The organism is Aquimarina megaterium XH134 (assembly GCF_000520975.1).
Taxonomy (GTDB): Bacteria; Bacteroidota; Bacteroidia; order Flavobacteriales; family Flavobacteriaceae; genus Aquimarina; species Aquimarina megaterium.
Window position 1 is genome coordinate 62,536 of sequence record NZ_JACB01000017.1, and the last position, 22,432, is coordinate 84,967.

The window sequence follows — 22,432 nt, forward strand, 5'->3', positions numbered from 1 at the left end:
ATTCTAGTGATGTGCCTCTTCATTTGCCATACCAAAGTATAGCGCAGACAACATCGTAAATATATAAGCTTGTAATGCTGCAACCAATAATTCTAATATTGATAGTGCAAAAGCTAATCCAAATGATAATGGACCACCGATCCAGTTTTTAAACAAGAATATCATTCCGATAATACTCATTAGTACCACGTGACCTGCAGTCATGTTTGCATACAAACGAATCATTAATGAAAATGGCTTGATAAAAACTCCTAACAATTCTATAGGTGCTAAAACAACTTTCATAAAAGTTGGCACGCCTGGCATCCAGAAAATGTGACCCCAGTAATTTTTATTCGCTGTTAAATTAGTGATTAAAAACACGATTAATGCCAATGCAAAAGTTACTGCAATATTTCCTGTAACATTTACTCCCAGAGGAGTCATTCCTAAAAGGTTCAAAAACCAAATAAAGAAGAAAACGGTAAGCAAAAAGCTCATGTACTTCTTATATTTATGTTCACCAATATTAGGGATAGCAATATCATCTCTTATAAACAAAACCAAAGGCTCTAAGAAACGTCCTACACCTGTAGGAATACCATTATTTTTCTTATATGATTTTGCAAGACTTCTAAACATAAAAAACATAAGTAAACTAATTAATAGCATACTTACTACATTTTTGGTAATCGAAAAATCAAGTGGTTTTGCATTGGTAGCATGATGATCTTCATCATAATTGATCGTTCCCGATGCATCTGTTTTGTATATTTTGGAATGGTATAATTTATAATAATTACCATCAACTTCTGCAACAGTTTCACCATGATGAAACTTAGAGGAAGAAAAAACTTTTAGTCCATTATCCCATAAAATCACAGGCAAAGGAAAGCCATAATGCTTGTTTGCTTCTTCATCAGAAAACAATGTAAAATCATATGAGTCTTGAAGGTGATGATCTATAAATTCTTTGATTCGTTCTTTTAAACCTCCTTCTCCTTCATTTTCCTTTTTCTCGGATTCTTTGGCAAATAAGTTTCCTGTCGTAAAGACCAGACTAAAAATCAATAAAATTTTAACTACAGTATGTTTTTGCATTACGCGTAAAATTTCGGTTCCTAAATTTCGGTGCAAATGTACATAATTATGTTAGATTCTTAAACTATTTTGACTAAATAAGTTTAAGATTATTGTAAAATGATTAAGTTTCTGAAAATCAATTATTTATCAGAATTCAAAATCTTCGAGACATAATAGACTTCGAGGATTAAACAGATTAGATAGGCTATAAAAAAATCGAGAAAGACATTTTTATTGATTTCGAAATCACTAAGCTTACTGATAGCAATAAAAACTCCTATTTTTATAAGACTACCTGCCATAAAAATAAAACCAAGTTGGTCTTTAAATTTTTTACTTAGTAACAGTATAATGAAAGTAAACACAAAGGTAAATATGCTATTGAATATATATGAAAGCTTGATAATATTAATATTTCTTTCGAGTAAAAAGGCATTTATGATGCTCATATGGATCAAATAACTGCCTGCTATTACAATAGTGAAAAGAAATAAAAAACGGAATACGTTCTTTCCCATTAGCGTATTAAAATTCTTTATTCAAAAAAATAAACTCTTCAAATATCTAAATTTTCTAAACATTTAAGAAATTTAAAAATCTAATAAGTAATTAATCCGATTTATTAATCCGATTGAGTTGCTTAATCACCAGATAGATAGAAGCGGTTACCCCAAAAAGAATAAACCCCATGGTAAACCATTGTTTATCCAATTCGTAGTAGGCATCTAGTTTTTTTCCGGCATAAGCACATAGGAATATGGTAGCTCCCATTTGGAAAGCTATTCCTGTAAGGGCAATATATTTATTAAAGGTTTTCTTACCCCGATTATTATTTTTCAAGGTTTCTTTTATTAAGAAAAAACATCGTTTTAAATAAACATTCTAATATACAGAAAATCTATTGTCTGATCTCGTCTCTAATAGCATGACCAGAATAAGTAATCACTAAATCGTTCGAGATTATTTACTAAAGAGAAGTTTTCTTCTCCTTCAGCTCTATAAGGAGACTCCCTTTTTGGTGTCCTGTAACTATTTTTTTAGTAAATGTTCTTATGAAATTGATATTTTTCATGCCCTTTATCTATAGTTACATTTTTTATATTAGAAGTTTGTATTCACTCAATCAAGAGAAAACTTAATACTGCAAATACAAACTTCTAATCTAAGCTGATTTTCCTTGTCCTTGTGCTGTTTGCGATTGTGAAGTTTTCTGTTCACTAGGCTTGCTCAAAGATTTCACATTACCTTTCATAGAACAAGATGCATTAAAGTTTGCTCCTGGTTCAACAGCTAATTTACCCACAGTAACTTCGCCTTCGATATGTGCCGTTGGTTTTAAAGATAAGGTATTTGATACGTTAAGAGTTCCTGAGAACTTACCTTCGAAATCTGCATCAGAGCACTCTAACGTACCTTTAATAAAGCCTGATGTTCCTACTACTACTTTGCCAGTAGTTTTAAAAGTTCCTTCGATAGTACCTTCAATTCTAAAACCACCTTCAGAAATAACATCTCCTACGATTTTAGTTCCTTCTGAGATTTTGTTTTGGTTACGAGAGAAATCGGTCGTACTGCCGTAGTCTCTTCCTTTTTTATTGTCTGAAAACATAATATATAAGGGGGATTAAATGATTATTCGGTTTCTAATTCTGGTTCTGATTGAGCATATTCTTCAAGATTTTTATGAATCTGAAGTACTCGATAATTTGGAGATGCTATCGTAAAATACGCAGCCTCTACTTTTTCATAATATTTCTTTTTCCTGTTCCACTTTGTTAAATCAACACCACGGGTGTCTTCGGTTTTACCCAAAGACAATAATTCTCCAAATCCTTCTGCTGCTAATCTACTCCCGTTTGTATGTACAACTACAAATTGTTGATCTTTATTATATACATCTAAGGAAACTTTCATCTTCTCATATCGAAGTTCTTTGATAATGGCTTCTATTTGTTCTCTTAATGCTTGTGCTTGATTGTCTCCAAAAGCAGAAAATGCATAAATCAACTTATGGTTATTCTGCTCGTCTGTATTAGTCAAAAATGCATTATCCTGAATTTGCGGAATCGTAACCTGATAGATCACCTGTGCCTTTTTACCTTCTGGGCTTTGAGGGTAATTAAGAGACACATAATTAAGTGCTTCTTTATAGGCTTCAAATCCCCTATATCGTCCTATCGCCTGAGCTTTTAATAATTCGAATTTGGGTAAAAAATCTTCATCTCCTCCAAATTTTATAATCATCTCATTGCTTTCTTTTATTACAGACGCATATTTTTGGTTCTGAAAATCCCTATACAACCTATTATATATAGATTTAGGACTGTTTTCATCATCTTTTAATGCTTCATCAGGATTCTGAAGAATTTTGGCATATCTCGATTCTCCATGATTATTAATAATATCCTGCATCATTGCATTAGATCTCGAGGTGTTTCCTTGTGCCAAATAGATTTTGTATAAATTATATTTAGAAGGAATAATTAATCGTTCTTCGGGATTGCTCTGCAATAGGTTGTCGAATTTATCTATAGCTAATCCATATTCCTGAAATTTCTCTTTATATATAACTCCTAGTTGATAATAGGCAAAATTACGATCAGTTTGAAGACTATCTATAGCTGAAGGATCGGTCGGTAATTGAGCAATATAGGTTTGCGGATCAAATGTTGGATCGGTATCGATAGAGTATTCATCCTTTTTCTCTTCCTCTATTGCAGAAACAGCACCTGGATTAGAAATACTTGAAACTCTCCAATTGTCTTGTAATTCTCTGTTCCCGTATGTTCTTTTAAATGCAGTTTTACCATAAGCTACAGTAGTCTGATTATAGAAATAAAAGATTCCTCCTTCTACCTTTGGCCCTTTAGTATCTGTTCCAAATCCAGAACCTGGCTGTCTATACCTTTGTTCTACAGGTAAGTTTTCCTTTATTCTGGCAATTTCTGCAGCTTTTTCTTCTTCTATAGCTTTTGTTTTTAACGCATTGGTATACTCTGCATAATACGTTATTCTTTGTTCTGGCGACATGGCCAAAACAGTAAGAATACTATCATTTGTTTTGGCAATACCTTCATATAAAATAACATCTTCAAGATTGTCTCTCTTTTTCTTTAGTACCCTATATCGTTTTGAATCTACAATCATTCGCTGAAGTGTGCTATCATAATACGCTCCAGAGATAGCATACTCTTTTCTATCAAAACTAATATCTCCAAGAGTATAATAATTAAGGGATTCTAAGTATTTATCTTCAGACTTTGTTCGTAATGATTTATTATAATATGCTACAGCCAGATCAATAGAATCCAAAGTTTTAAAATAGACTGCTTTTTGATTGTATATTTTATCTAAAAACGGTCGATTTTCTCGATTTTTTTCAAGATCAGCTAATAATTCAAGAAACTCTTCTTTATTGCCATTCTCATAATTAAAATTTCGAGCTTTTGCCATATAGGCATTCATCATATATTTTCTGGGCGCCTTTCTATTAAGTTCAATAACCTGATCAAAAGCGTAATTTGCACTATCCTTATAGCCTAACTCATTTAATAATTGTCCTTTTATATACAAATATCTGCCTTTCTCTTCATTTTTTCTGGTATGAACGGCAGCTTTGGTAATATAAGTAACAGCAGAGTCTTTTCTTTCTAAGTTAATATACGCCTGAGCCATCATAGCTACAGCATCGGCATAATCCTGAGGTTTCATAAACTCCTGCTCGATCATTCGGGTAAGATCCTCTATCGCTTTATCGTTATTATCAAGGCGAAGATTAGTTTTGGCCCTCCATACTTTGGCATGATTGATCGTATTACTTGTGGGATATTTATATAAAATGTAGTTAAAAGCTTCTAATGCCGGTACAAAACGTTGTTCAAAATAACGAGCTTTGCCTAATAGCAAAAATGCTTCATCGATTTTAGGGTTACGTTCCTTATTATCAATAAGCATGCTATGTTTTTGGATTGCTTTTACAGCCTTTTCCTCTGCCTTATCAAAGTTTTTATTAAGTACCTCATTAGGAAGTCTAACATCTTCACTTACAATCATCCTTTCTACGGGTAGTAACTCCCAGAAATTGTCTTTATAAGACTGAATGATATCTTCCTTACCTATATCAAAAGCCAATCGGCCATTATATAGCGTATTATTTTTTGTAGTAACATCATGCCATGTACGATTTATAAACTTGTCCTTTTTACGAGAACAAGCAAATCCTACAATTGCCAAAAGCAATATCAGTGCGATCTTTAATAATTTTCTGCCCAAACCAGATAAATTTATACGTGTGATAACTAAAAAACTTGACTTTTAGTGTGTTGATTGTACACAAAAATTATGTGTGCGTTGTAAAAATACATTTCTTTCGTTAAAAAACCGGTTGTTAACATCTTTTTCTCGGCTTAAGCTCTCTTTTTTTACTATATCGATTATTGATCAAAATATTATATCCAAAATTAAGGAAATCACAACATCAACATTTTATTGATTATCAAAATGTTAAATATGATCGTGATTTGTTTTCTAGGTAAAAATTATTCAATAAATTCATTGTGATTTTTATAGACTATTATCCTATCAAAATTTTAGACTCATGTCTTAAGTGTCTATAAATGTTTAAGGCAAAAATCTCTTAAAACTCTTATTATGAAATCAAAATTGTTAAACTTAGGTAAGGCACTAAACAAAAAACAACAGCAAAAAATTATGGGTGGTGCTCACAGGCTTTGTACCAGTCATCAAGATTGCCCTGGGGGTCAGGGATGTTGTTATGCCGTAGAATTATGCTTTTTAGATTCTTATCCTGGTCTACAGCCAGGTGGCACATGTTGGAATTAAATACTTTTTTCTAATTAATCCAAAAATAACAGGGTGCTGAAAACAATTTTTTTTGGTACCCTTTAAAATAAAGAACACATCTTCTAATAATCTTTCTTTTAATATCGAAAGACTTCTTGCTATTCTCTTTTCCAAAGTGTTGTATTGGTACTAACAAAAAAGTAGAGTAGTTAATCCATTTTTTATGACCATCATAAGGTATTTTCTTCTCATACAGGCATTCATAATTCTATTTATTTCTGGTGGAGTTTTCTTCAAACATTCTAAAAACCTAAAAAGCTGGACAATTGCTTTTTTTTCGGGAATATTTGGTTTGGAAATATTAGTATTTCTTTATGGAACCAGTAAACTATCTATAATTTATCCCGAGTTTTTAGGGTGGTTTTATTTTGATATGGGTTTTCTTTATGGTCCTTTTTTATGGTTTCATTTTCATTCTTTTATCTATGACAAAAACCGATATTCAAAAATTGATAGTTTACATTTTATAGCATTCGTAATTACATATATTCTCATAATAGACATTTTAATGTTACCCAATGAAGAACGTTTACAATATATGAGAGAACGTTTTTTAGATCAAATTATGCCAATAAATTACGCCAGGGCCATTCATCAACTACTATACGCAATTGCCATTATTTATATAACCAAAAAAAACAAGGCCAAACTCTCTTCAAACGTATTAGTATATTTATTTACACTTGCGATTATATACATCTGTTCTACTCTGATTATTTCATTCCTTACTCTATTCGCTGATGGCTGGCGTCAATTTGCTTACTATTATTTGTTTAACAACATCATGATTTTTGTTGTTGGGATTATTCTCTATAAAAATCCTCAATTTCTGAAAGAGATTAAAAAAAAATATTCGAACTCTACATTGGATCATGACGATATGGTTCAAATTCAAAAGAAAATTACCAATCTATTTATTTATGATTCGATATTTCTAAAAAATGATCTCACCATTAGGTATTTGGCTGAAGAACTTAATGTGAAACCTTATCAAATTTCACAGACTTTTTCTGAATTTATTCAAGAAAATTTTAATGATTACGTAAACAAACATAGGGTAACATATTCTCAAAAATTATTGAAAGACACTGCATACAACATTTATAAAATAGAAGCTATTGCTACAGAGTCTGGTTTTAATAATAAGGTCACTTTTTATAAGGCCTTTACAAAGCATACCGCTACAACACCCTCTAAATATCGAAACTTAAATAAAAGAAAGAGTAAAGAATAATTTAAGTTAACGTTTTACAAGGTTTTTTATATGTCATAAATCATGATTGGTCAATAATTTTATGCTGAGTAATAATTTATTAATCACTTAAATACAACAAATCATGAAAAAGTATTTCTTAACATCAAAAGTGAAATTCATAAAAACTTCGCTTGTCTTATTATGTGCAATTTTATTATCCATTTTCTTAATGACTCCATTAGAAAATCTAAATGCCAACAACTTAAAAAAACCTACCTTAGAAAATATGGATTGCACCACTGGTTGGAGGCCTCAGCGTGAATTTTGTTCTTCTTGTTTGCTTGGCGTTTGTACTAAATATAGAGAAGATAGAAAATACCATTTTTGTGGAGGAATGGAAATAGCAACCGATGAGTATAGAAACGTCTTTATAGGGTTTTCTTCATCTTCAAATTGTCCCTAAACTTCTTTTATTAACTTTTAAAATAATATAATTATGAAACCACAAGAAATGAAAAAAACAATTAAGCCCGCTTTGTTATCCATAACAGCAATTATAATTTTTGTTTTTATGCTCACTAGTTTTAAAAACAATACAATACCAGACAAACTTGTAAATGTAGAGTTTTCTGAAGATCTTACAGGAGGTTGGGTTTGTGGAGGAACAGATGACTGTGGAACAACCAGAGAGCGTACTTATACAGATGTATCTTGTAAAAAACATTGGAGTTGTCTTTGGCTTTGTGAAAAAAAATATGTTGTTACAATCACAGAAACAAAACGTTGCGCTACTGGATTTCCTAATTGCGAAGGAGGAAATGCTCACAAATGGGATGAAACCGGCAGCAGTGGCAGATGGGTAAAATGTAACTAATCAAACATGCTATCTTTTAAATACAATAAAAGATAGCATGTTTTCTTATTCTTCTTCACCAAAATGTGCCTCAAGCTCTCTAAGCGTTTCTTCTGATGTAGAAAGATCTTTTACTACTTGTCCTTTATCCAGCACTACAATTCGCTCGCATACTTCTGTAACATGCATTAGGTCATGACTAGACACTAAAACTGTAATATTAGGATCTGTAGATAGTTCTTTAATTATTTTTTTTAATCGAATTTGTGTAGTTGGATCCAAATTCGCAAAGGGTTCATCTAGAACAATTACTTCTGGATTACCAATAAGTGCAGCTACAATACCTGCTTTTTTCTGATTCCCTTTAGAGAGGTCTCTTAAGTATTTTTTTTGCCCTAAAATCTCACCATGAAAAAAGTCTTCAAAACCAGATAATAATGCATCTACATCGGCTTTATTTTGCCCACGAAGTTCTCCTATAAAATAAAAATACTCTTCTGCAGTAAGATACCCTATCAAGAATGTCTCGTCAATAAATGCTGAAGTAACCGATTTCCATTCTTCACTTTCATTAACTTTAATTCCTTTATTTTCGATATACCCTGTTGTCGGTTGAATAAGATCTAATATAGCACTAAATAAAGTTGTTTTTCCTGCTCCGTTATTACCCACCAGACCAAAACTCTTTCCTTTCTGTATTTCTAGAGATTCAATATTAAGTACGGTATTTCCGGTATATGTTTTAGTTAGATTATGTACTGATATCATGTTTCTTATTTTTTTTGTTTGTACGCCCAGATCGTTTTATACTTCTCTGTTCTATAAATCCTTTCTATTTTATTAAAAACTGCATCTTTAAATGCGAATCCTGCAATACCCGCAACAGTTACAAGAGCATATCCTGCATAAGGGCTATACGCATAATGACCTATTGCATATAATATCATAGGTAAAACCATTTTAGGCAATGATAGTAGTAAGGTTTTAGCATTAAAGGCTTGCTTATCTCCAAATGCATTTTTGTTACTGGTTAAATCAATAGGTGTTTTTACATAGGCTCCTGCCCATAATACCACATGAGAATTCACTCCTATGTTATAGATCGCTCCTACCACGATAGCAAGATATACTTCCCATCCATAATACAAATACCCAGATGCTAATACCGTAGAGATCAATGTTGCAATTACCATTAACCACCATTTAGAAGATAAATATTCCTTATAGCGAATATTTTGACTCATCATTAATGGGTAATACGAACTATCCCAACTCGGTACGAACTGTCCAAAACTTAATAGAAATCCACCGGTGACAAAAATGGCAGCAAAAATTCTCCAAACGGGTCCATCATATGCCTCTACAGATCCTGTGAAAAACAACAATCCGTAAAATAAGAATAGAATACTCACCAAAACTGTAGACCTGGCTCGCTTATTTCTTTTTATGAGTTTTATGTCATTTTTAAGAAAGGTTGCAGTCTTACCAAATCTATCTAACCACTCCAGGTTTTCTGTTTTTACATTTTTGGTTTTAGTAGCTAATCCTGCATCCAGATACAGGTCGGTTACAAAGGATCGAAACGATATGGTTATTAAAAACAACAGGATCGCTATAGGAATCAATATCAAAAAAGGAATTTCATATAATCCTTTAAAAAATGGAGTTGTATATGTTGTAATATCAAAATATTCAAAATAATGTAATCCTCCTAGAATTGCCAAAACACCTCCTATGATAAATATAAGATTGTCTTTTTTGTTTAAAATAATATTTAGGAAATTATTACTGTAGATTAATGCAGCCAATCCTATATTCCATAATAACACATCAAATACTGGATATTCATTTCCAATCAATACAATAGAAAATGGAATAAAAAAGAAAGCATGAATAATATTAAAAAATGAAAATACTGTTTTTCCAAAAGCAAAAGAAACGATTTTTCTTTTCTTGAAAGGAAGGATCAACAGAGGCTTAATATTAATAACCGGCATTTTTTGCAAGGCATATCTAAACAATAAATCGACTACTAGCCAATATATTAAAAACCTGTTTATGGTTTCTAGAGGGTCCAGATTAAACTCTTCTTTAATTAAAAAAAAGGCGCCGATTCCCCCCGAAGCCATCATCACAATAAACCAAAGTGCCCAAAACCCCATAAAGAACTTCATAAATAATCCAGAGGTTAAAGAAGCTGATCGCCAAAAAGATTTCCATTGTAAATTGATGAAGCGGGTAAACATAGTTAAGATGTATTTAACTATTTAGTAATCAAAAATGAGATTTTGTTACAAAAAACAATTAAGAACTGCTTAAATTTTTTCGTAAAGGCTATCTTCTCTGGTTGCATTTACTATTTTTGTCACAAATTTAAAAAATGAGATTCCGATATATTATCGGACCCATACAACTGTCTATTTTGAATTCTTCTTAATACTGAAGTTTTCAAATTAGGTTTTTTAGTACAATACAATGTCAGATTTTCATAAATTACCCATACAACATATTACTCGAGAAACTCCCCTGGCAGTTTCTATAACATTCGAAGTACCAACAACATTACAGAGTGCCTATTCTTTTATTCCAGGTCAATACATTACTATCAAAACCGAAGTAGAAGGAAAAGAAGTACGTAGAGCATATTCTATTTGTAGTTCTCCAAAAAGTAATATTCTTAAAGTGACTGTTAAAGAAATACCCGGAGGTACATTTTCGGTTATTGCGAATAACAAATTAAAAGAGGGCGATGTACTCGAAGTTCATACTCCCGAAGGTAATTTCTCAATTACTCCTAATACTCAAGCAAATAATTCTTATGCTGCTTTTGCAGCAGGTAGTGGTATTACTCCCGTAATGAGTATGATCAAAGCTGTTCTTGAAGAAGAACCCAATAGTCGTTTTGTTTTGGTTTACGGAAATAAGACTCCAGAAGAGACTATTTTTCATAAAGAATTATTAGAATTACAAGCAAAGTATTCTGATCGTCTATTTATAGAATTTATATATAGTAGAAGTCAGGAAGATAACGCACACTTTGGAAGAATAGAAAAGTCAACTGTAAATTATGTCGTAAAAAATAAATTTAAAGACATTTCTTTTACTTCATTCTATCTATGTGGTCCCGAAGAAATGATCAATACAGTAACTTCAATTTTACAAGACAACGGCATTACCAAAGATAACATCCATTTTGAACTCTTTACTAGTAGTGCTTCTGCAACAGAAATAGATACTAATCTTGAAGGAAAATCGAATATTAAAGTATTGGTAGATGATGAGGAGTTTAGTTTTGTTATGGATCAGAAAAAAACAATTCTTGATGCAGCGCTAGACCAGGATATTGATGCTCCTTATTCCTGCCAGGGAGGAGTGTGTAGTTCTTGCATTTGCAAAATCACCGAAGGCAATGCTGTAATGGAAAAGAATAGCATTCTTACCGATGGAGAAATAGAAGAAGGACTAGTTTTGGCTTGCCAGGCGCACCCAACCACTGCTTCGATTACTGTTGATTTTGATGATGTATAATAGAATCGACAATCCTTATTAGAAAAGTAGTCATGTGATATTCAAAATCCCCGTAACGGCAATTTTATCATAATTTGTTAATCGCGTCTACCACGGTTTCTGGTTTTATGGTATGCATCACTTTTTCATAACCGGGAGGTACTTTATTACCATAAATTGAAGTTGGAATCTGGTCATATTTTGCCAAATTTGGTAAAACAGCACGTTCCATAGGTTGCTCAAAAGGCATAAAACCAGTGAACGGATGCGTTACTCCCCATAGTGTAATTGTTGGCACTCCGTACATTGCTGCTAAATGTGCATTACCGCTATCCATTGATACCATAGCATCTAAGTTACCTATAAGTTTTAGCTCATCTTCAAAAGATAGTTTCCCAACGATATTGGTTACATTCTTATACTTGCTTTCTATATTATTTAGAATATCCATTTCTCGTTTACCTCCTCCGAAGAGGAAAATTTCATACCTATCTTCTTTATCCAAGGTCTCGATTACCTCAATCATTAATGCCAATGGATAGGTCTTACTATCATATTGTGCAAATGGTGCAATACCCAGCCATTTTTTTGTTGAATTTTGGGTTATAGAAAGAATTTCTGGTGTTAACGATTGTTTTTTCGGGAATTCATGAGTTGTGAGATCAATAGGGTAACCTAATGCAGAAAAGACATCAGCATATCGTTGGTGTGTTGTTTTTAATTGTTTGAATACCTTATTTTTTGATCGAGTCAATGCTTTTTTATCTGCGCGACCTTTATCTACTTGAACTGTTTTTATCCCTCGTAACAAAAATAAAGTTTTAAGTACATTAGAGCGTAATACATTATGCATATCGGCAACAGCGTTTATATTTTGTTTACGCAATTCATTGGATAATCGCGTAAGCCCAATAAAGCCTTTATGTTTATTATTTACATCTGCATAATACACCTCTAGATTTTCAATATCAGAGAATATGGGTTCAAAAAATTTTCGGGTAAGTACTGTTAGTTTTACATCGGGATAGGTAGCTCTAAAAACTCTTAAAACAGGAACTGTCATTGCTATATCACCCATAGCCGAGAGGCGAATCACCAGAACGTTCGTTTCAGAATTTTTAGATTTCTTTAGATTACTTCCCGCCACGTAATACTGGGTTTAATTCATCATCATTGTACATTTTCATTTGCTTATACACTTTCATGTATTTATCCCCGTTTTCGATATCATTCAACAATGTATCAATAGCGGTAGACAAGTCTACTTGTTGCTCTAGTAATACATTCAACTTGTTTTGGCATGCTGCTTTATGAGTATCTGTAGCCCCTTCGCGAATCGTTTCTACATGCATATGATATACTTTTAATGCCAAAATAGACAATCTATCTACTCCCCATGCTGGACTTTCTGTATTAATGGTAGCATTTGTCTTTGGCGTTATCTCTTTATACAATTCTAAAAAATAACTATCAATATATTCTACCATATCTGTTCGATCCTGATTAGAAGCATCAATCTGTCGTTTTAGCTTTAAGGCTGCAATTGGATCAATTTCTGGATCTCGTATGATATCTTCATAGTGCCATTGCACGGTATCAATCCAACATTTTCGATATAGCAAATGCTCTATTGCCTGTGATTTACTATCATATGGATTTGAAAACTCTTGATCAACACTATCGATCACATGGTATTTTTCTATAACTTCTTTAAAAATGGAATTTGCTTTATCGGTAAACATCTGTGCTATTATTTTTCTGAAATTGTAAATATTCTATAAAGTATCTTCATATGTTTTCTATATTGTGTTTTATGAGCGTCGAATTACTCGCAATTTGTTGTTAAAGCCAATTCTTCCAAAATCAGTTTTAACTGTATTAATTCACAATATACAGAACAATCATATGTGCGCAACCTTATTTTTTCGGCAGGTACAAAGGTATTATATTTTGCAATAGTATTTAGCATATGATAATTCAATCTACCTCAACAAAAATTATATGGTTGAGTTAGGTATAATATGTTTCTAACGAGGATTGTAATACGCTATAAGCTCTTATCATATATTATTTAGAACAATAATACTGTAAATGGAAGCAAGATGAATACCCAAATATTAATTTCTTTAGCAAATTGATGATAATTCATTTCGAGATATGTAGTACCAATAAGAGAAAGAGGTGTTGCTATAAAAAACAACTCAGAAGTATCTTTTCTTGGTGCAATAGCTGCTATTACAATCGCCACAATCAAATAGATAATAACAACTCGTAATATAGGTTTTGTATTCGCTGTTTTTCTACCAAACTTGATAAGGTATATTGAGAAAAAGAATACAATACAGATAGATATTATCCCTACAGAGAAAAGGTGTTCTTTTATAAAATAAGTATGAAACGAAAATGATATCGGATCAACATAAGTTGCAATTGCAAAAAACGAATCATAAAATAACAGTGTAAAACAATTTGCAAACACATAGATCATACTAATCCCAATAAAAGGAATAATCCAATTTCTATAGTTTTTGGGATCGAAAAACAATATTCCTAAAAAAACCAAAATGATAAACCCAATACTCCAAAAATAAGCTAACGAAGCTAAGCCGATGAAGATTGATGCATTAAAGATTTTGGCCTTAATATTTTTTTCATTTCGCAGATGTAGGATATTTTGTAGCGCTAGTAATACAAATACATTTGCTAATAAAATAGGAAAACTGGTTAGAGAATTTGGTAATATTGCGGTAAGAAAAGCATATAAAAGTATTGTAAAAGTACCTTTATTGGTAAGGTTGTTTTTTTGTGCCACAAAATTAAGAGCTAACATTGGTAAAATATACAAAAAAATACCAGTAGCTGTTAGCAAGATATGACTACTTTCTACCTCAAAACCCTTTCTATAATGGGCAATACCAAACAGTATACTCATATACAATGCCACAGCAATGTAATTAATGGGTTTTGATTTACTAAAAAAGCTTGATAACACTACTATTTTTTATATTTTTGCACCAGACAATAGTATGGTATTGTCTTTAGGTATTATTGAACTAATTTATAAAAAGTTTTTAGTTTACCTCTTTAGACTTTTTACAAAAAAAATATAGAACAAGTTATGAAAGATTTTTTTGAAGCAATAGCATCCCTTTTTGTAGACATATTATTTATTCCTTTTGACTGGTTTAGAGCATTAGAGTTAGAAAGCTGGTTTGGTGCTAATATGCTTAATTGGGCGTTTATGTTTATTGGTTTTGCTGCTTTTATATATTGGATGAAGGAATTAAAGAAATTTAATGATAATAATGAGGAGAATAGAGATCCTACTGCACATTCATTTCTAAACTAAAACCGTGTGATTAAGAAGTAATTCTTAAGATTTCTCAGGTATTTAATATTAAAAAGGCGTTTAATTTATAATAAATTAAACGCCTTTTTAATTGTCTTATATCAAAGCGATGCTCGTTACAAATCGAATCCCAGGTCTTTTCTATAATACATTTTATCAAAATTAAGTTTTTCTATACTTTGATATGATGTTTTAACAGCCTTTCTAAAATCTTCATTTAATGAGGTTATAGCCATTACTCTCCCCCCGCTAGTAACTACTTTACTACCTTCAAGAGATGTACCTGCATGAAAAACAATAGAATCTGTAATCGTATCTATTCCTGTAATCTCTTTTCCTTTTTCATAAGCTTCTGGATATCCTCCAGAAACAGTTACTACGGCAGCGGCACTACGTTTATCCAACTCGAGAGTGACCTTATCCAGTGATTGATTTCCAACATGCTGAAATAATTGTACTAAATCTGTCTTTACTCTCGGTAGGACTGCCTCGGTTTCTGGATCGCCCATGCGTACATTATATTCAATTACTTTTGGATCATCGCCTACTTTAATAAGCCCGATAAAAATAAAACCTTTATAATCTATATTTTCTTTTTCTAATCCTTTTACAGTAGGTTTAATAATACGTTCTTCGATTTTGGTCATAAGTATATCATCTACAAAAGGAACTGGTGAGATAGCCCCCATACCTCCTGTGTTTAACCCTGTATCTCCTTCTCCAATACGTTTGTAATCTTTGGCTGTTGGTAAGGTTAAGTAATTTTTACCATCGGTAAGTACAAAAACGCTAAGCTCTATACCATCAAGAAATTCTTCGATCACAACTTTCTCACTCGCTGCACCAAATTTTTTGTTGGTTAGCATATTTTCAAGTTCGGCTTTTGCCTCATCTATGTCATGAAGAATTAATACACCTTTTCCTGCTGCCAAACCATCTGCTTTTAACACATAGGGCGCCCGTAAAGTTTCTAAAAATTGTTTTCCATCATCAACAGTAGCTGCAGTAAAACTTTGATATGCTGCTGTAGGTATATTGTGTCTTATTAAAAACTCTTTGGCATATTCTTTACTTCCTTCTAATTGTGCTCCTTCTTTTGATGGACCAATAACTACAACATTTTTCAATTGGCTATCTTCAGCAAAATAATCACTTATTCCTCTTACCAATGGGTCTTCTGGGCCAACTACAACCATTTCAATGTTCTCTTGTAACACTAAGTTTTTGATCGCAGGAAAATCTGTAACTGCAATAGCTACATTAGTAGCTATACCAGCCGTTCCTGCATTACCAGGTGCAACAAATAAGGCATCGCAAATCGGACTTTGTTCAATTTTATAAGCAAATGTATGTTCTCTACCTCCTGATCCGAGTACTAAAATATTCATGATGTATTATGGCTTGTTTTTATGAGCCCAAAAATAGTTTATTCGTAGTTGTATAGCTAATTCTTTCTATATAAAAACTCATGATTTTTTTATGTGCTTCTCAAATTAAAACGATCTTGCATCTAATAATCAGATGTTACCATATCTTATTTTAATTTTGTTCACTGCCATCATTGCGAATAATCCTACTACTTAAAATACTTCTCTTTTTTAAAAGCAAAGGAGTAACAATAGAGAAGAATACAATACCATTAAATCGAACTAACATAGATTCGAATATTAATGATATAAAAAGAATCAAAAAGACTGAAAATTCATTTCTACTTCTTTTCATACGCATTGCCAATATGACAAAAATACACACTAAAACCCCAAACCCAACAATGCCTGTTTGTAAATACGTTTGTAGAAACTGATTGTGGGCATTATACTTGCTTTTGTAATTAAGAATGTAATTTAACTCCTTATACTTTTGAACCAAAACATCGTTTGCATCTCCAACTCCATAACCAAATACAGGAGCATCTTTAATCAATTTGATACTGGCATCCCATGCCAACAGTCTTGATTTTTCTGATGCTGTGGTATCATAATATTCTCTTACATTACTAAAATCTTTTATTCTGGAATAAAAATCAAATACCCTTGGATTATTTAAAAACAGTAATAATCCCATCAAAAAAATAATGGTCATGGTATATTTCTTTTGTTTATCCCTAATATCAAAAATCAATAATATCGACATCACAAACAAAATAAGATAAGCCGCAATTGAAGCCAATAAAAAAAGATATAGAAATAAAAGAATAACTACTGCTAGCTGTATTCGAGATTTCAACTTGTTTTTAAGGTAATAACTTAATACCAATAATATATATATAGAAATATAATTAGCATTAACCGATCTGGAAAATAGAGATCCTACAAAAAAATAATGCCAATTTTTTACAATTCCCTCTATAAACACAAGAATTTCTATGCTTTCTTTTTCATCAATAATATGCCATGTTAAGCTATTACCTGCCTTAAAAACATTAATGAAAAATGAGACAATTAGCCCCATAAGTAAAAAGTCAAATAGTTTTTTTACCGTAGCAGCATCTTCTTTAACAAAAAGAAAAATTAAAGGAAATAATAATAATGAAAGAGATCGTTGTACTAAATCGAATCCACTGATCAAATTATCAGTATAAATCAATCCAAAAGACATCACAATAAAATATAACGGAAAAAGTAATAATGATTTATCCAGAACAAATTTCTTTTCAGCTCTAAACATCATACCGATCCCAAAAATGATCGAAATTATAAAAAATGGAGTTGGAAGATTGATCCCTAATGGTAATAAAAAAAAGGCAATATACAAGCTATTCCAAAAGATCATTACAACCCAATGATCTTCTTTATAAAACATGTTGGTTGCTTGGTTTATTATCTTAACTAGTTGCACTTTTTATAAGATGTATTATGAGATAGCTAACGATTTTTAAAGAGTTCTATTATGATAATGGATCGACAAAAAAGGTTTTATTGAAAATCTCTATGTTCACTCTTTTGTAATTCTTCTGTAGAGAAACTCCTAAAATAGTCTAAAGTTAATTTCATTCCCTCTGACCTACTTATTTTTGGTTGCCAATCCAAAATTTCTTTTGCTTTACCAATATCTGGTTGTCGTTGCAACGGATCATCAATTGGTAATGGTTTATAAATTACTTTTTGGTGTGTCTCGGTTAGTTTTACAATTTCTTCAGCAAAATCTTTGATTTTAATCTCATCAGGATTACCTATATTTATGGGATATACATACTCACTAAAAAGTAACCTATAAATTCCTTCTACCAAATCATCTACATAACAAAAGGATCGAGTTTGTAATCCATTGCCAAATATAGTTAAGTCTTCACCTCTTAATGCTTGTCCGATAAATGCTGGTACTACTCGACCATCATTTAATCTCATTCTTGGGCCATACGTGTTAAAGATACGTGCAATTCTTGTCTCTAAACCGTGATAGGTGTGATATGCCATTGTAATTGACTCCTGAAAACGTTTTGCTTCATCGTATACACCTCTGGGTCCAATTGCATTAACATTACCATAATAATCTTCACTTTGTGGATGCACTAAAGGATCACCATAAACTTCGCTAGTTGATGCAATAAGAATTCTAGCATTTTTTTCTTTTGCAAGACCTAAAAGATTATGCGTACCCAAAGACCCTACTTTTAATGTTTGAATAGGAATCTTAAGGTAATCTATAGGACTAGCAGGAGATGCAAAATGTAATATATAATCTAATGTACCAGGAACATGAACAAATTTGGTTACATCATGATGATAGAACTCAAAATGCTTTAGTTTAAACAGGTGTTCAATATTTTTTAGCGTACCTGTGATTAGGTTATCCATACCAATCACATGAAAACCTTCTTTAATAAACCGATCACAGAGATGAGATCCCAAAAAACCAGCTGCTCCTGTAATTAAAACTTTTTGCATAGTTATAATTTAATATCTTTCCTCCCTATAGAGAAATAGGAAATCTCTTCTTTTTCCATATCGACAATGTCATAAAGATTTCTTCCATCAAAAATCAAAGGTCTTTTTAGTCCTTCTTTTATTTTATCAAAATCCGGAGTTCTAAAAATACTCCATTCTGTACAAATGATTAGTGCATCTGCGTTCTGAACCGCTTCATACATAGTAGTGACCAAATCAATCTTATCTCCATATTTATGAGCTACATTTTTCATTGCCTCTGGATCAAATGCCTTAATCTGTACTCCTTCTTTCAGCAATTCATCAATCAGATATAATGCAGGTGCTTCTCTAATATCATCTGTCTCTGGCTTAAAAGCTAAGCCCCATATTGCAAATGTCTTGTTAGACAAATCATTATCAAAATATGTGTTGATCTTTGGTAATAATGCAATTTTCTGACTATCATTTACTTTAATTACTGCATCCAGAATTTTAAAATCATATTGCGAATTTTTACCTGATTTAAGAAGTGCTTTTACATCTTTAGGAAAGCAAGAACCTCCGTATCCTATACCTGGAAATAAAAAACGCTTTCCAATTCTAGAGTCTGTTCCTATTCCTATTCGTACTTTATCGATATCTGCACCAACCTTTTCGCAATAATTTGCGATTTCATTCATAAATGTAATCTTGGTTGCCAGAAAAGAATTTGCTGCATATTTGGTAAGTTCTGCAGATTTTTCATCCATCACAATTATAGGGTTACCAGATCGTACAAAAGGCTTATATAATTTTTTCATAAGCTCTATTGCCCTATCAGAGCTTGACCCCACAACAATTCGTTCAGGTTTTAAAAAATCATCTACTGCAAAGCCTTCTCTTAGAAACTCAGGGTTTGAAACTACATCAAAATCGCATGTTGTATACTTTGCAATAGTATCTCGAACTTTTTCTGCTGTCCCAACCGGAACAGTACTCTTATCTACTATTACCTTATACTCATTAAGCAACCGACCTATATCTTCTGCAACACCAATAACATATGATAAATCTGCAGAGCCATCTTCTTCTTCTGGAGTGGGTAATGCTAAAAAGATAACCTCACCATGTTCTAAGCCTTCTTTGAGAGAAGTCGTAAACTTTAGTCTTCCTGCTTTTATATTTCTATCAAATAATATATCAAGATGTGGTTCATATATTGGAACAACTCCGTTATTTAATTTTTGAACTTTATTCTTATCTATGTCGATACACACAACTTCATTCCCCGTCTCCGCGAGGCAGGTTCCTGTAACCAATCCAACATATCCAGAACCTATTACTGCTATCTTCATTTATTGTCTTTATCCTTTTTTGTTTTGGGTTTCAAATTTTCTTTCATAGCTTTTACTTTTCTTCTAAACAGAATCTTTTGCTTCAATGAAGTAAAATTATAATTAAATCTGAAAAAAATAAAGCTCAAAATTATTACGCTAACTAACAACGTTATGAATAACCATAAATTCTTAGTCGCACTACCTAAAACAATAAATAATACTACAAAAATTATATTAAATCCACCTATTAAATAACTAGCTTGTTTATGAGATAAACCCCAATAATCTATAAGAACATGATGGGTATGATTGCGATCAGGTGAAAATGGACTTTTCTTATTTGCAATTCTAATAGCAAAAACTCTGGCTGTATCAAAAAGTGGAACAATAAGAATACTTATTGCAATCAATGGAATATTTTCCAAAAAGAATGGTAATTCTGCAGAAGAAGATGGTTTTAGAGCTAAAAATTTTAACGTCATAATACTAATCACAAATCCGACAATTAATGATCCGGTATCTCCCATAAATATTTTTTTTGTCGATGACACATTATACCCAAAAAATGCAAGTAAACAGGCATTTAAGCTAATTGTTATCAAAGCATAAAAATATTCCTTAGTTAAATAAAAGATAGTTGTATAAATAATTAAAATAACTATTCCTACAATTGAGGCTAAACCATCTATCCCATCTATAAGATTATATGAGTTTATTATTGTTACCATAATAAATACAGCAATAAGAAAATAAATATAATATGGTATTTCTTCTATATTAAAAAACCCATTCAAAGAGTGTATTGTAAAACCACTACTTGCTACAACAAAAGATACCGCTACAAGCTGAGCAATTAACTTAGAGCCTGGAGACAAAACCACCAAATCATCTTTAAGACCAATAATAAATAAAATCGTAAGTCCAGGAATGATATGTATGATTTCACCATTGGTATCCCAACTATTAATAAAGAACAAACCTATTATTAATGTATAATAAAAAGCTACACCTCCTAAACTAGGTGTTTGTATTTTATGAGAACTTCTTTCATTGGGAGCATCCATTAATCTCTTATACGAAACAACACCTATAATTTTAGGTATTGTTAAATATGTCAACAAAAATGATCCTATAAAAATTAATACTGCTGTTTCTAAAAAATTCAACTCGCTATAAATTTTGAAAATATGGTAAAAGTAGAGAAAGTTTTTAGATTAAAATTTAATCTTCAATAAACATCAGCATTTTTTTTGCCAGATTTTTTCTATCGAAATCCTTGATAAGGCTTTCAAAATTTTCTTTCTTATTTTGTGAATCTTTCAAAATCATGATTTTATTCAAAAAAACTTTCTCATTTTCTGGTTCAAAAGTTTCTCCTACATTATATTTTTCTATCAATTTTTTAGCTTCACCTTCAACACCTAATAATATGGGTTTATGCATTGCACATAGTTCAAATATTTTTGATGGCAATACATTTTTAAATGTATCAGACCTTTTAAGATTTACCAAAGCGATATCAATAATCGAAATATAATCTACAACCTCTTTTTTTGAAACTGAAGGCAACATTGTAACATTATCTAATTTTAGTTCTTTTTTAAGTTGTAATAGCTCTTCTTTTTTTGCTCCATCTCCCAAAAACAAAAAATGTATTTGTTTATCTTCAATTTTTTGAGCACATTTTAATATAAAATCTAATGCATGTGCCATACCATGGGTTCCTATGTATCCAATTATTATTTTATCTTCTAATTCTAATTTTTTTAATACTCTTTTTTCTTTAGCAATAGGAGTAAACAATGTGGTGTTTACTCCATTTTTGATCACCTCTATTTTTGATTCTTCAATATGATGTTTTTTAGATAAAATTTCTTTGAAAGAATCGGTTACAACTACAATTTTATACGCTTTTTTGTACATCTTTCTTTCAAGAAATTCAAAAAAACGTATTGCAGGGTTTGTATTCATAGCGCCGACAGCTTTTATTGATTCAGGCCATAAATCTCTTACTTCCATAATCCATTTTTTGCGCTTCCAAAATGCCAGCCACCGACCCGAAATTGCTGTAAAAAACTGAGGCGAAGTAGCCACAATAAGGTCTGTTTTAATGAATAATCCTGCAAGAAAAGAACTCATCATAAAGCTCATATAGTCCAGGATTCTTTTCAAAAACCCTTTATTCGCAGATATGTATGTCCAAACACGTATAACTTTTATGCCATCAACTATTTCTTTTTGATATAATTTATTTTTATACCCTTCAAACACTTTTCCTTTTGGAAAATTTGGAGCACAAGTAATTATAGTAACATCTACTCCCTTTTTCACCCATTCTCTACAATGTTCATAAGTTCTAGTTGCCGGAGCATTAACTTCTGGAGGAAAATTATCAGTCAGGAAAAGTAACTTCATTAT

Annotated in this window: 21 protein-coding genes; 6 read left to right on the forward strand and 15 right to left on the reverse strand. The window is 31.6% G+C overall.

Annotation, left to right across the window (positions count from 1 at the left end):
- Positions 1-3 precede the first annotated feature (3 nt).
- The 4 genes from atpB to porW form a co-directional block, all read right to left on the reverse strand.
- Complete coding sequence (gene atpB, locus Z053_RS0112770; protein WP_025665404.1) at positions 4-1,080, reverse strand: F0F1 ATP synthase subunit A; 1,077 nt, start codon at positions 1,078-1,080, stop codon at positions 4-6.
- Between the two features lie 591 nt (positions 1,081-1,671).
- Entirely contained in the window at positions 1,672-1,902 is a 231-nt protein-coding gene (locus Z053_RS0112780) for an AtpZ/AtpI family protein (protein WP_025665406.1), read from the reverse strand.
- A 322-nt stretch (positions 1,903-2,224) separates the two neighbouring features.
- A complete protein-coding gene (locus tag Z053_RS0112785) occupies positions 2,225-2,671 on the reverse strand; it encodes a bactofilin family protein (RefSeq protein ID WP_025665407.1) in 447 nt (148 codons plus the stop codon).
- A 23-nt stretch (positions 2,672-2,694) separates the two neighbouring features.
- Complete coding sequence (porW, locus tag Z053_RS0112790) at positions 2,695-5,334, reverse strand: type IX secretion system periplasmic lipoprotein PorW/SprE (protein WP_025665408.1); 2,640 nt, start codon at positions 5,332-5,334, stop codon at positions 2,695-2,697.
- Positions 5,335-5,712: 378 nt separating this feature from the next.
- Between porW and Z053_RS0112795 the strand changes: the two genes are divergently transcribed.
- The 4 genes from Z053_RS0112795 (at position 5,713) to Z053_RS0112810 (ending at position 7,994) form a co-directional block, all read left to right on the forward strand.
- The gene (locus tag Z053_RS0112795; protein WP_025665409.1) at positions 5,713-5,904 is read left to right on the forward strand and encodes a hypothetical protein; all 192 of its coding nucleotides are present in this window, start codon (positions 5,713-5,715) and stop codon (positions 5,902-5,904) included.
- Between the two features lie 184 nt (positions 5,905-6,088).
- The gene (locus Z053_RS0112800) at positions 6,089-7,159 is read left to right on the forward strand and encodes a helix-turn-helix domain-containing protein (protein WP_025665410.1); all 1,071 of its coding nucleotides are present in this window, start codon (positions 6,089-6,091) and stop codon (positions 7,157-7,159) included.
- Between the two features lie 190 nt (positions 7,160-7,349).
- Complete coding sequence (locus Z053_RS0112805; RefSeq protein ID WP_025665411.1) at positions 7,350-7,583, forward strand: hypothetical protein; 234 nt, start codon at positions 7,350-7,352, stop codon at positions 7,581-7,583.
- Between the two features lie 33 nt (positions 7,584-7,616).
- Positions 7,617-7,994: a hypothetical protein gene (locus Z053_RS0112810; protein ID WP_025665412.1), complete on the forward strand. Its 378-nt coding sequence runs from the start codon at positions 7,617-7,619 to the stop codon at positions 7,992-7,994.
- A gap of 45 nt (positions 7,995-8,039) precedes the next feature.
- On the opposite strand, the gene Z053_RS0112815 is transcribed toward Z053_RS0112810, so the two are convergent.
- Positions 8,040-8,741: an ABC transporter ATP-binding protein gene (locus Z053_RS0112815; protein ID WP_025665413.1), complete on the reverse strand. Its 702-nt coding sequence runs from the start codon at positions 8,739-8,741 to the stop codon at positions 8,040-8,042.
- A 5-nt stretch (positions 8,742-8,746) separates the two neighbouring features.
- Positions 8,747-10,219 carry a DUF5687 family protein gene (locus tag Z053_RS0112820; protein WP_025665414.1) on the reverse strand — a complete coding sequence of 491 codons (1,473 nt, stop codon included), beginning with the start codon at positions 10,217-10,219 and terminating at the stop codon, positions 8,747-8,749.
- A gap of 229 nt (positions 10,220-10,448) precedes the next feature.
- Between Z053_RS0112820 and Z053_RS0112825 the strand changes: the two genes are divergently transcribed.
- Entirely contained in the window at positions 10,449-11,501 is a 1,053-nt protein-coding gene (locus Z053_RS0112825; protein WP_025665415.1) for a ferredoxin--NADP reductase, read from the forward strand.
- A 67-nt stretch (positions 11,502-11,568) separates the two neighbouring features.
- Here the strand turns inward: Z053_RS0112825 and Z053_RS0112830 are convergent, their stop codons facing one another.
- The 3 genes from Z053_RS0112830 to Z053_RS0112840 form a co-directional block, all read right to left on the reverse strand.
- Complete coding sequence (locus Z053_RS0112830; protein ID WP_241459825.1) at positions 11,569-12,627, reverse strand: glycosyltransferase family 9 protein; 1,059 nt, start codon at positions 12,625-12,627, stop codon at positions 11,569-11,571.
- Positions 12,614-13,222: a DUF4254 domain-containing protein gene (locus Z053_RS0112835; RefSeq protein ID WP_025665417.1), complete on the reverse strand. Its 609-nt coding sequence runs from the start codon at positions 13,220-13,222 to the stop codon at positions 12,614-12,616. The genes Z053_RS0112830 and Z053_RS0112835 overlap by 14 nt, the downstream gene beginning before the upstream one ends.
- Before the next feature lie 329 nt (positions 13,223-13,551).
- Positions 13,552-14,472: a DUF6427 family protein gene (locus Z053_RS0112840; protein WP_152538302.1), complete on the reverse strand. Its 921-nt coding sequence runs from the start codon at positions 14,470-14,472 to the stop codon at positions 13,552-13,554.
- 126 nt (positions 14,473-14,598) lie between these two features.
- Here Z053_RS0112840 and Z053_RS0112850 point away from each other — a divergent pair, with 126 nt between their 5' ends.
- The gene (locus Z053_RS0112850; protein WP_025665419.1) at positions 14,599-14,829 is read left to right on the forward strand and encodes a DUF6341 family protein; all 231 of its coding nucleotides are present in this window, start codon (positions 14,599-14,601) and stop codon (positions 14,827-14,829) included.
- A gap of 116 nt (positions 14,830-14,945) precedes the next feature.
- On the opposite strand, the gene purD is transcribed toward Z053_RS0112850, so the two are convergent.
- The 6 genes from purD to Z053_RS0112880 form a co-directional block, all read right to left on the reverse strand.
- Positions 14,946-16,217 carry a phosphoribosylamine--glycine ligase gene (purD, locus tag Z053_RS0112855; RefSeq protein ID WP_025665420.1) on the reverse strand — a complete coding sequence of 424 codons (1,272 nt, stop codon included), beginning with the start codon at positions 16,215-16,217 and terminating at the stop codon, positions 14,946-14,948.
- Positions 16,218-16,368: 151 nt separating this feature from the next.
- Entirely contained in the window at positions 16,369-17,631 is a 1,263-nt protein-coding gene (locus Z053_RS0112860; RefSeq protein ID WP_025665421.1) for an O-antigen ligase family protein, read from the reverse strand.
- 113 nt (positions 17,632-17,744) lie between these two features.
- Complete coding sequence (locus Z053_RS28460) at positions 17,745-18,716, reverse strand: UDP-glucuronic acid decarboxylase family protein (RefSeq protein ID WP_035096066.1); 972 nt, start codon at positions 18,714-18,716, stop codon at positions 17,745-17,747.
- Between the two features lie 2 nt (positions 18,717-18,718).
- Positions 18,719-20,032: a UDP-glucose dehydrogenase family protein gene (locus Z053_RS0112870; RefSeq protein ID WP_025665422.1), complete on the reverse strand. Its 1,314-nt coding sequence runs from the start codon at positions 20,030-20,032 to the stop codon at positions 18,719-18,721.
- The gene (locus Z053_RS0112875) at positions 20,029-21,180 is read right to left on the reverse strand and encodes an MraY family glycosyltransferase (protein WP_025665423.1); all 1,152 of its coding nucleotides are present in this window, start codon (positions 21,178-21,180) and stop codon (positions 20,029-20,031) included. The genes Z053_RS0112870 and Z053_RS0112875 overlap by 4 nt, the downstream gene beginning before the upstream one ends.
- Positions 21,181-21,235: 55 nt before the next feature.
- Positions 21,236-22,429 carry a glycosyltransferase family 4 protein gene (locus Z053_RS0112880; protein ID WP_025665424.1) on the reverse strand — a complete coding sequence of 398 codons (1,194 nt, stop codon included), beginning with the start codon at positions 22,427-22,429 and terminating at the stop codon, positions 21,236-21,238.
- Positions 22,430-22,432 lie beyond the last annotated feature (3 nt).

Coding starts and splice junctions, on each gene's coding strand:
- atpB (WP_025665404.1), bottom strand. CDS start 1,080: ATGCAAAAACATACTGTAGTTAAAATTTTATTGATTTTTAGTCTGGTC.
- Z053_RS0112785 (WP_025665407.1), bottom strand. CDS start 2,671: ATGTTTTCAGACAATAAAAAAGGAAGAGACTACGGCAGTACGACCGAT.
- Z053_RS0112795 (WP_025665409.1), top strand. CDS start 5,713: ATGAAATCAAAATTGTTAAACTTAGGTAAGGCACTAAACAAAAAACAA.
- Z053_RS0112800 (WP_025665410.1), top strand. CDS start 6,089: ATGACCATCATAAGGTATTTTCTTCTCATACAGGCATTCATAATTCTA.
- Z053_RS0112805 (WP_025665411.1), top strand. CDS start 7,350: ATGACTCCATTAGAAAATCTAAATGCCAACAACTTAAAAAAACCTACC.
- Z053_RS0112810 (WP_025665412.1), top strand. CDS start 7,617: ATGAAACCACAAGAAATGAAAAAAACAATTAAGCCCGCTTTGTTATCC.
- Z053_RS0112815 (WP_025665413.1), bottom strand. CDS start 8,741: ATGATATCAGTACATAATCTAACTAAAACATATACCGGAAATACCGTA.
- Z053_RS0112820 (WP_025665414.1), bottom strand. CDS start 10,219: ATGTTTACCCGCTTCATCAATTTACAATGGAAATCTTTTTGGCGATCA.
- Z053_RS0112825 (WP_025665415.1), top strand. CDS start 10,449: ATGTCAGATTTTCATAAATTACCCATACAACATATTACTCGAGAAACT.
- Z053_RS0112835 (WP_025665417.1), bottom strand. CDS start 13,222: ATGTTTACCGATAAAGCAAATTCCATTTTTAAAGAAGTTATAGAAAAA.
- Z053_RS0112850 (WP_025665419.1), top strand. CDS start 14,599: ATGAAAGATTTTTTTGAAGCAATAGCATCCCTTTTTGTAGACATATTA.
- purD (WP_025665420.1), bottom strand. CDS start 16,217: ATGAATATTTTAGTACTCGGATCAGGAGGTAGAGAACATACATTTGCT.
- Z053_RS0112860 (WP_025665421.1), bottom strand. CDS start 17,631: ATGTTTTATAAAGAAGATCATTGGGTTGTAATGATCTTTTGGAATAGC.
- Z053_RS28460 (WP_035096066.1), bottom strand. CDS start 18,716: ATGCAAAAAGTTTTAATTACAGGAGCAGCTGGTTTTTTGGGATCTCAT.
- Z053_RS0112870 (WP_025665422.1), bottom strand. CDS start 20,032: ATGAAGATAGCAGTAATAGGTTCTGGATATGTTGGATTGGTTACAGGA.
- Z053_RS0112880 (WP_025665424.1), bottom strand. CDS start 22,429: ATGAAGTTACTTTTCCTGACTGATAATTTTCCTCCAGAAGTTAATGCT.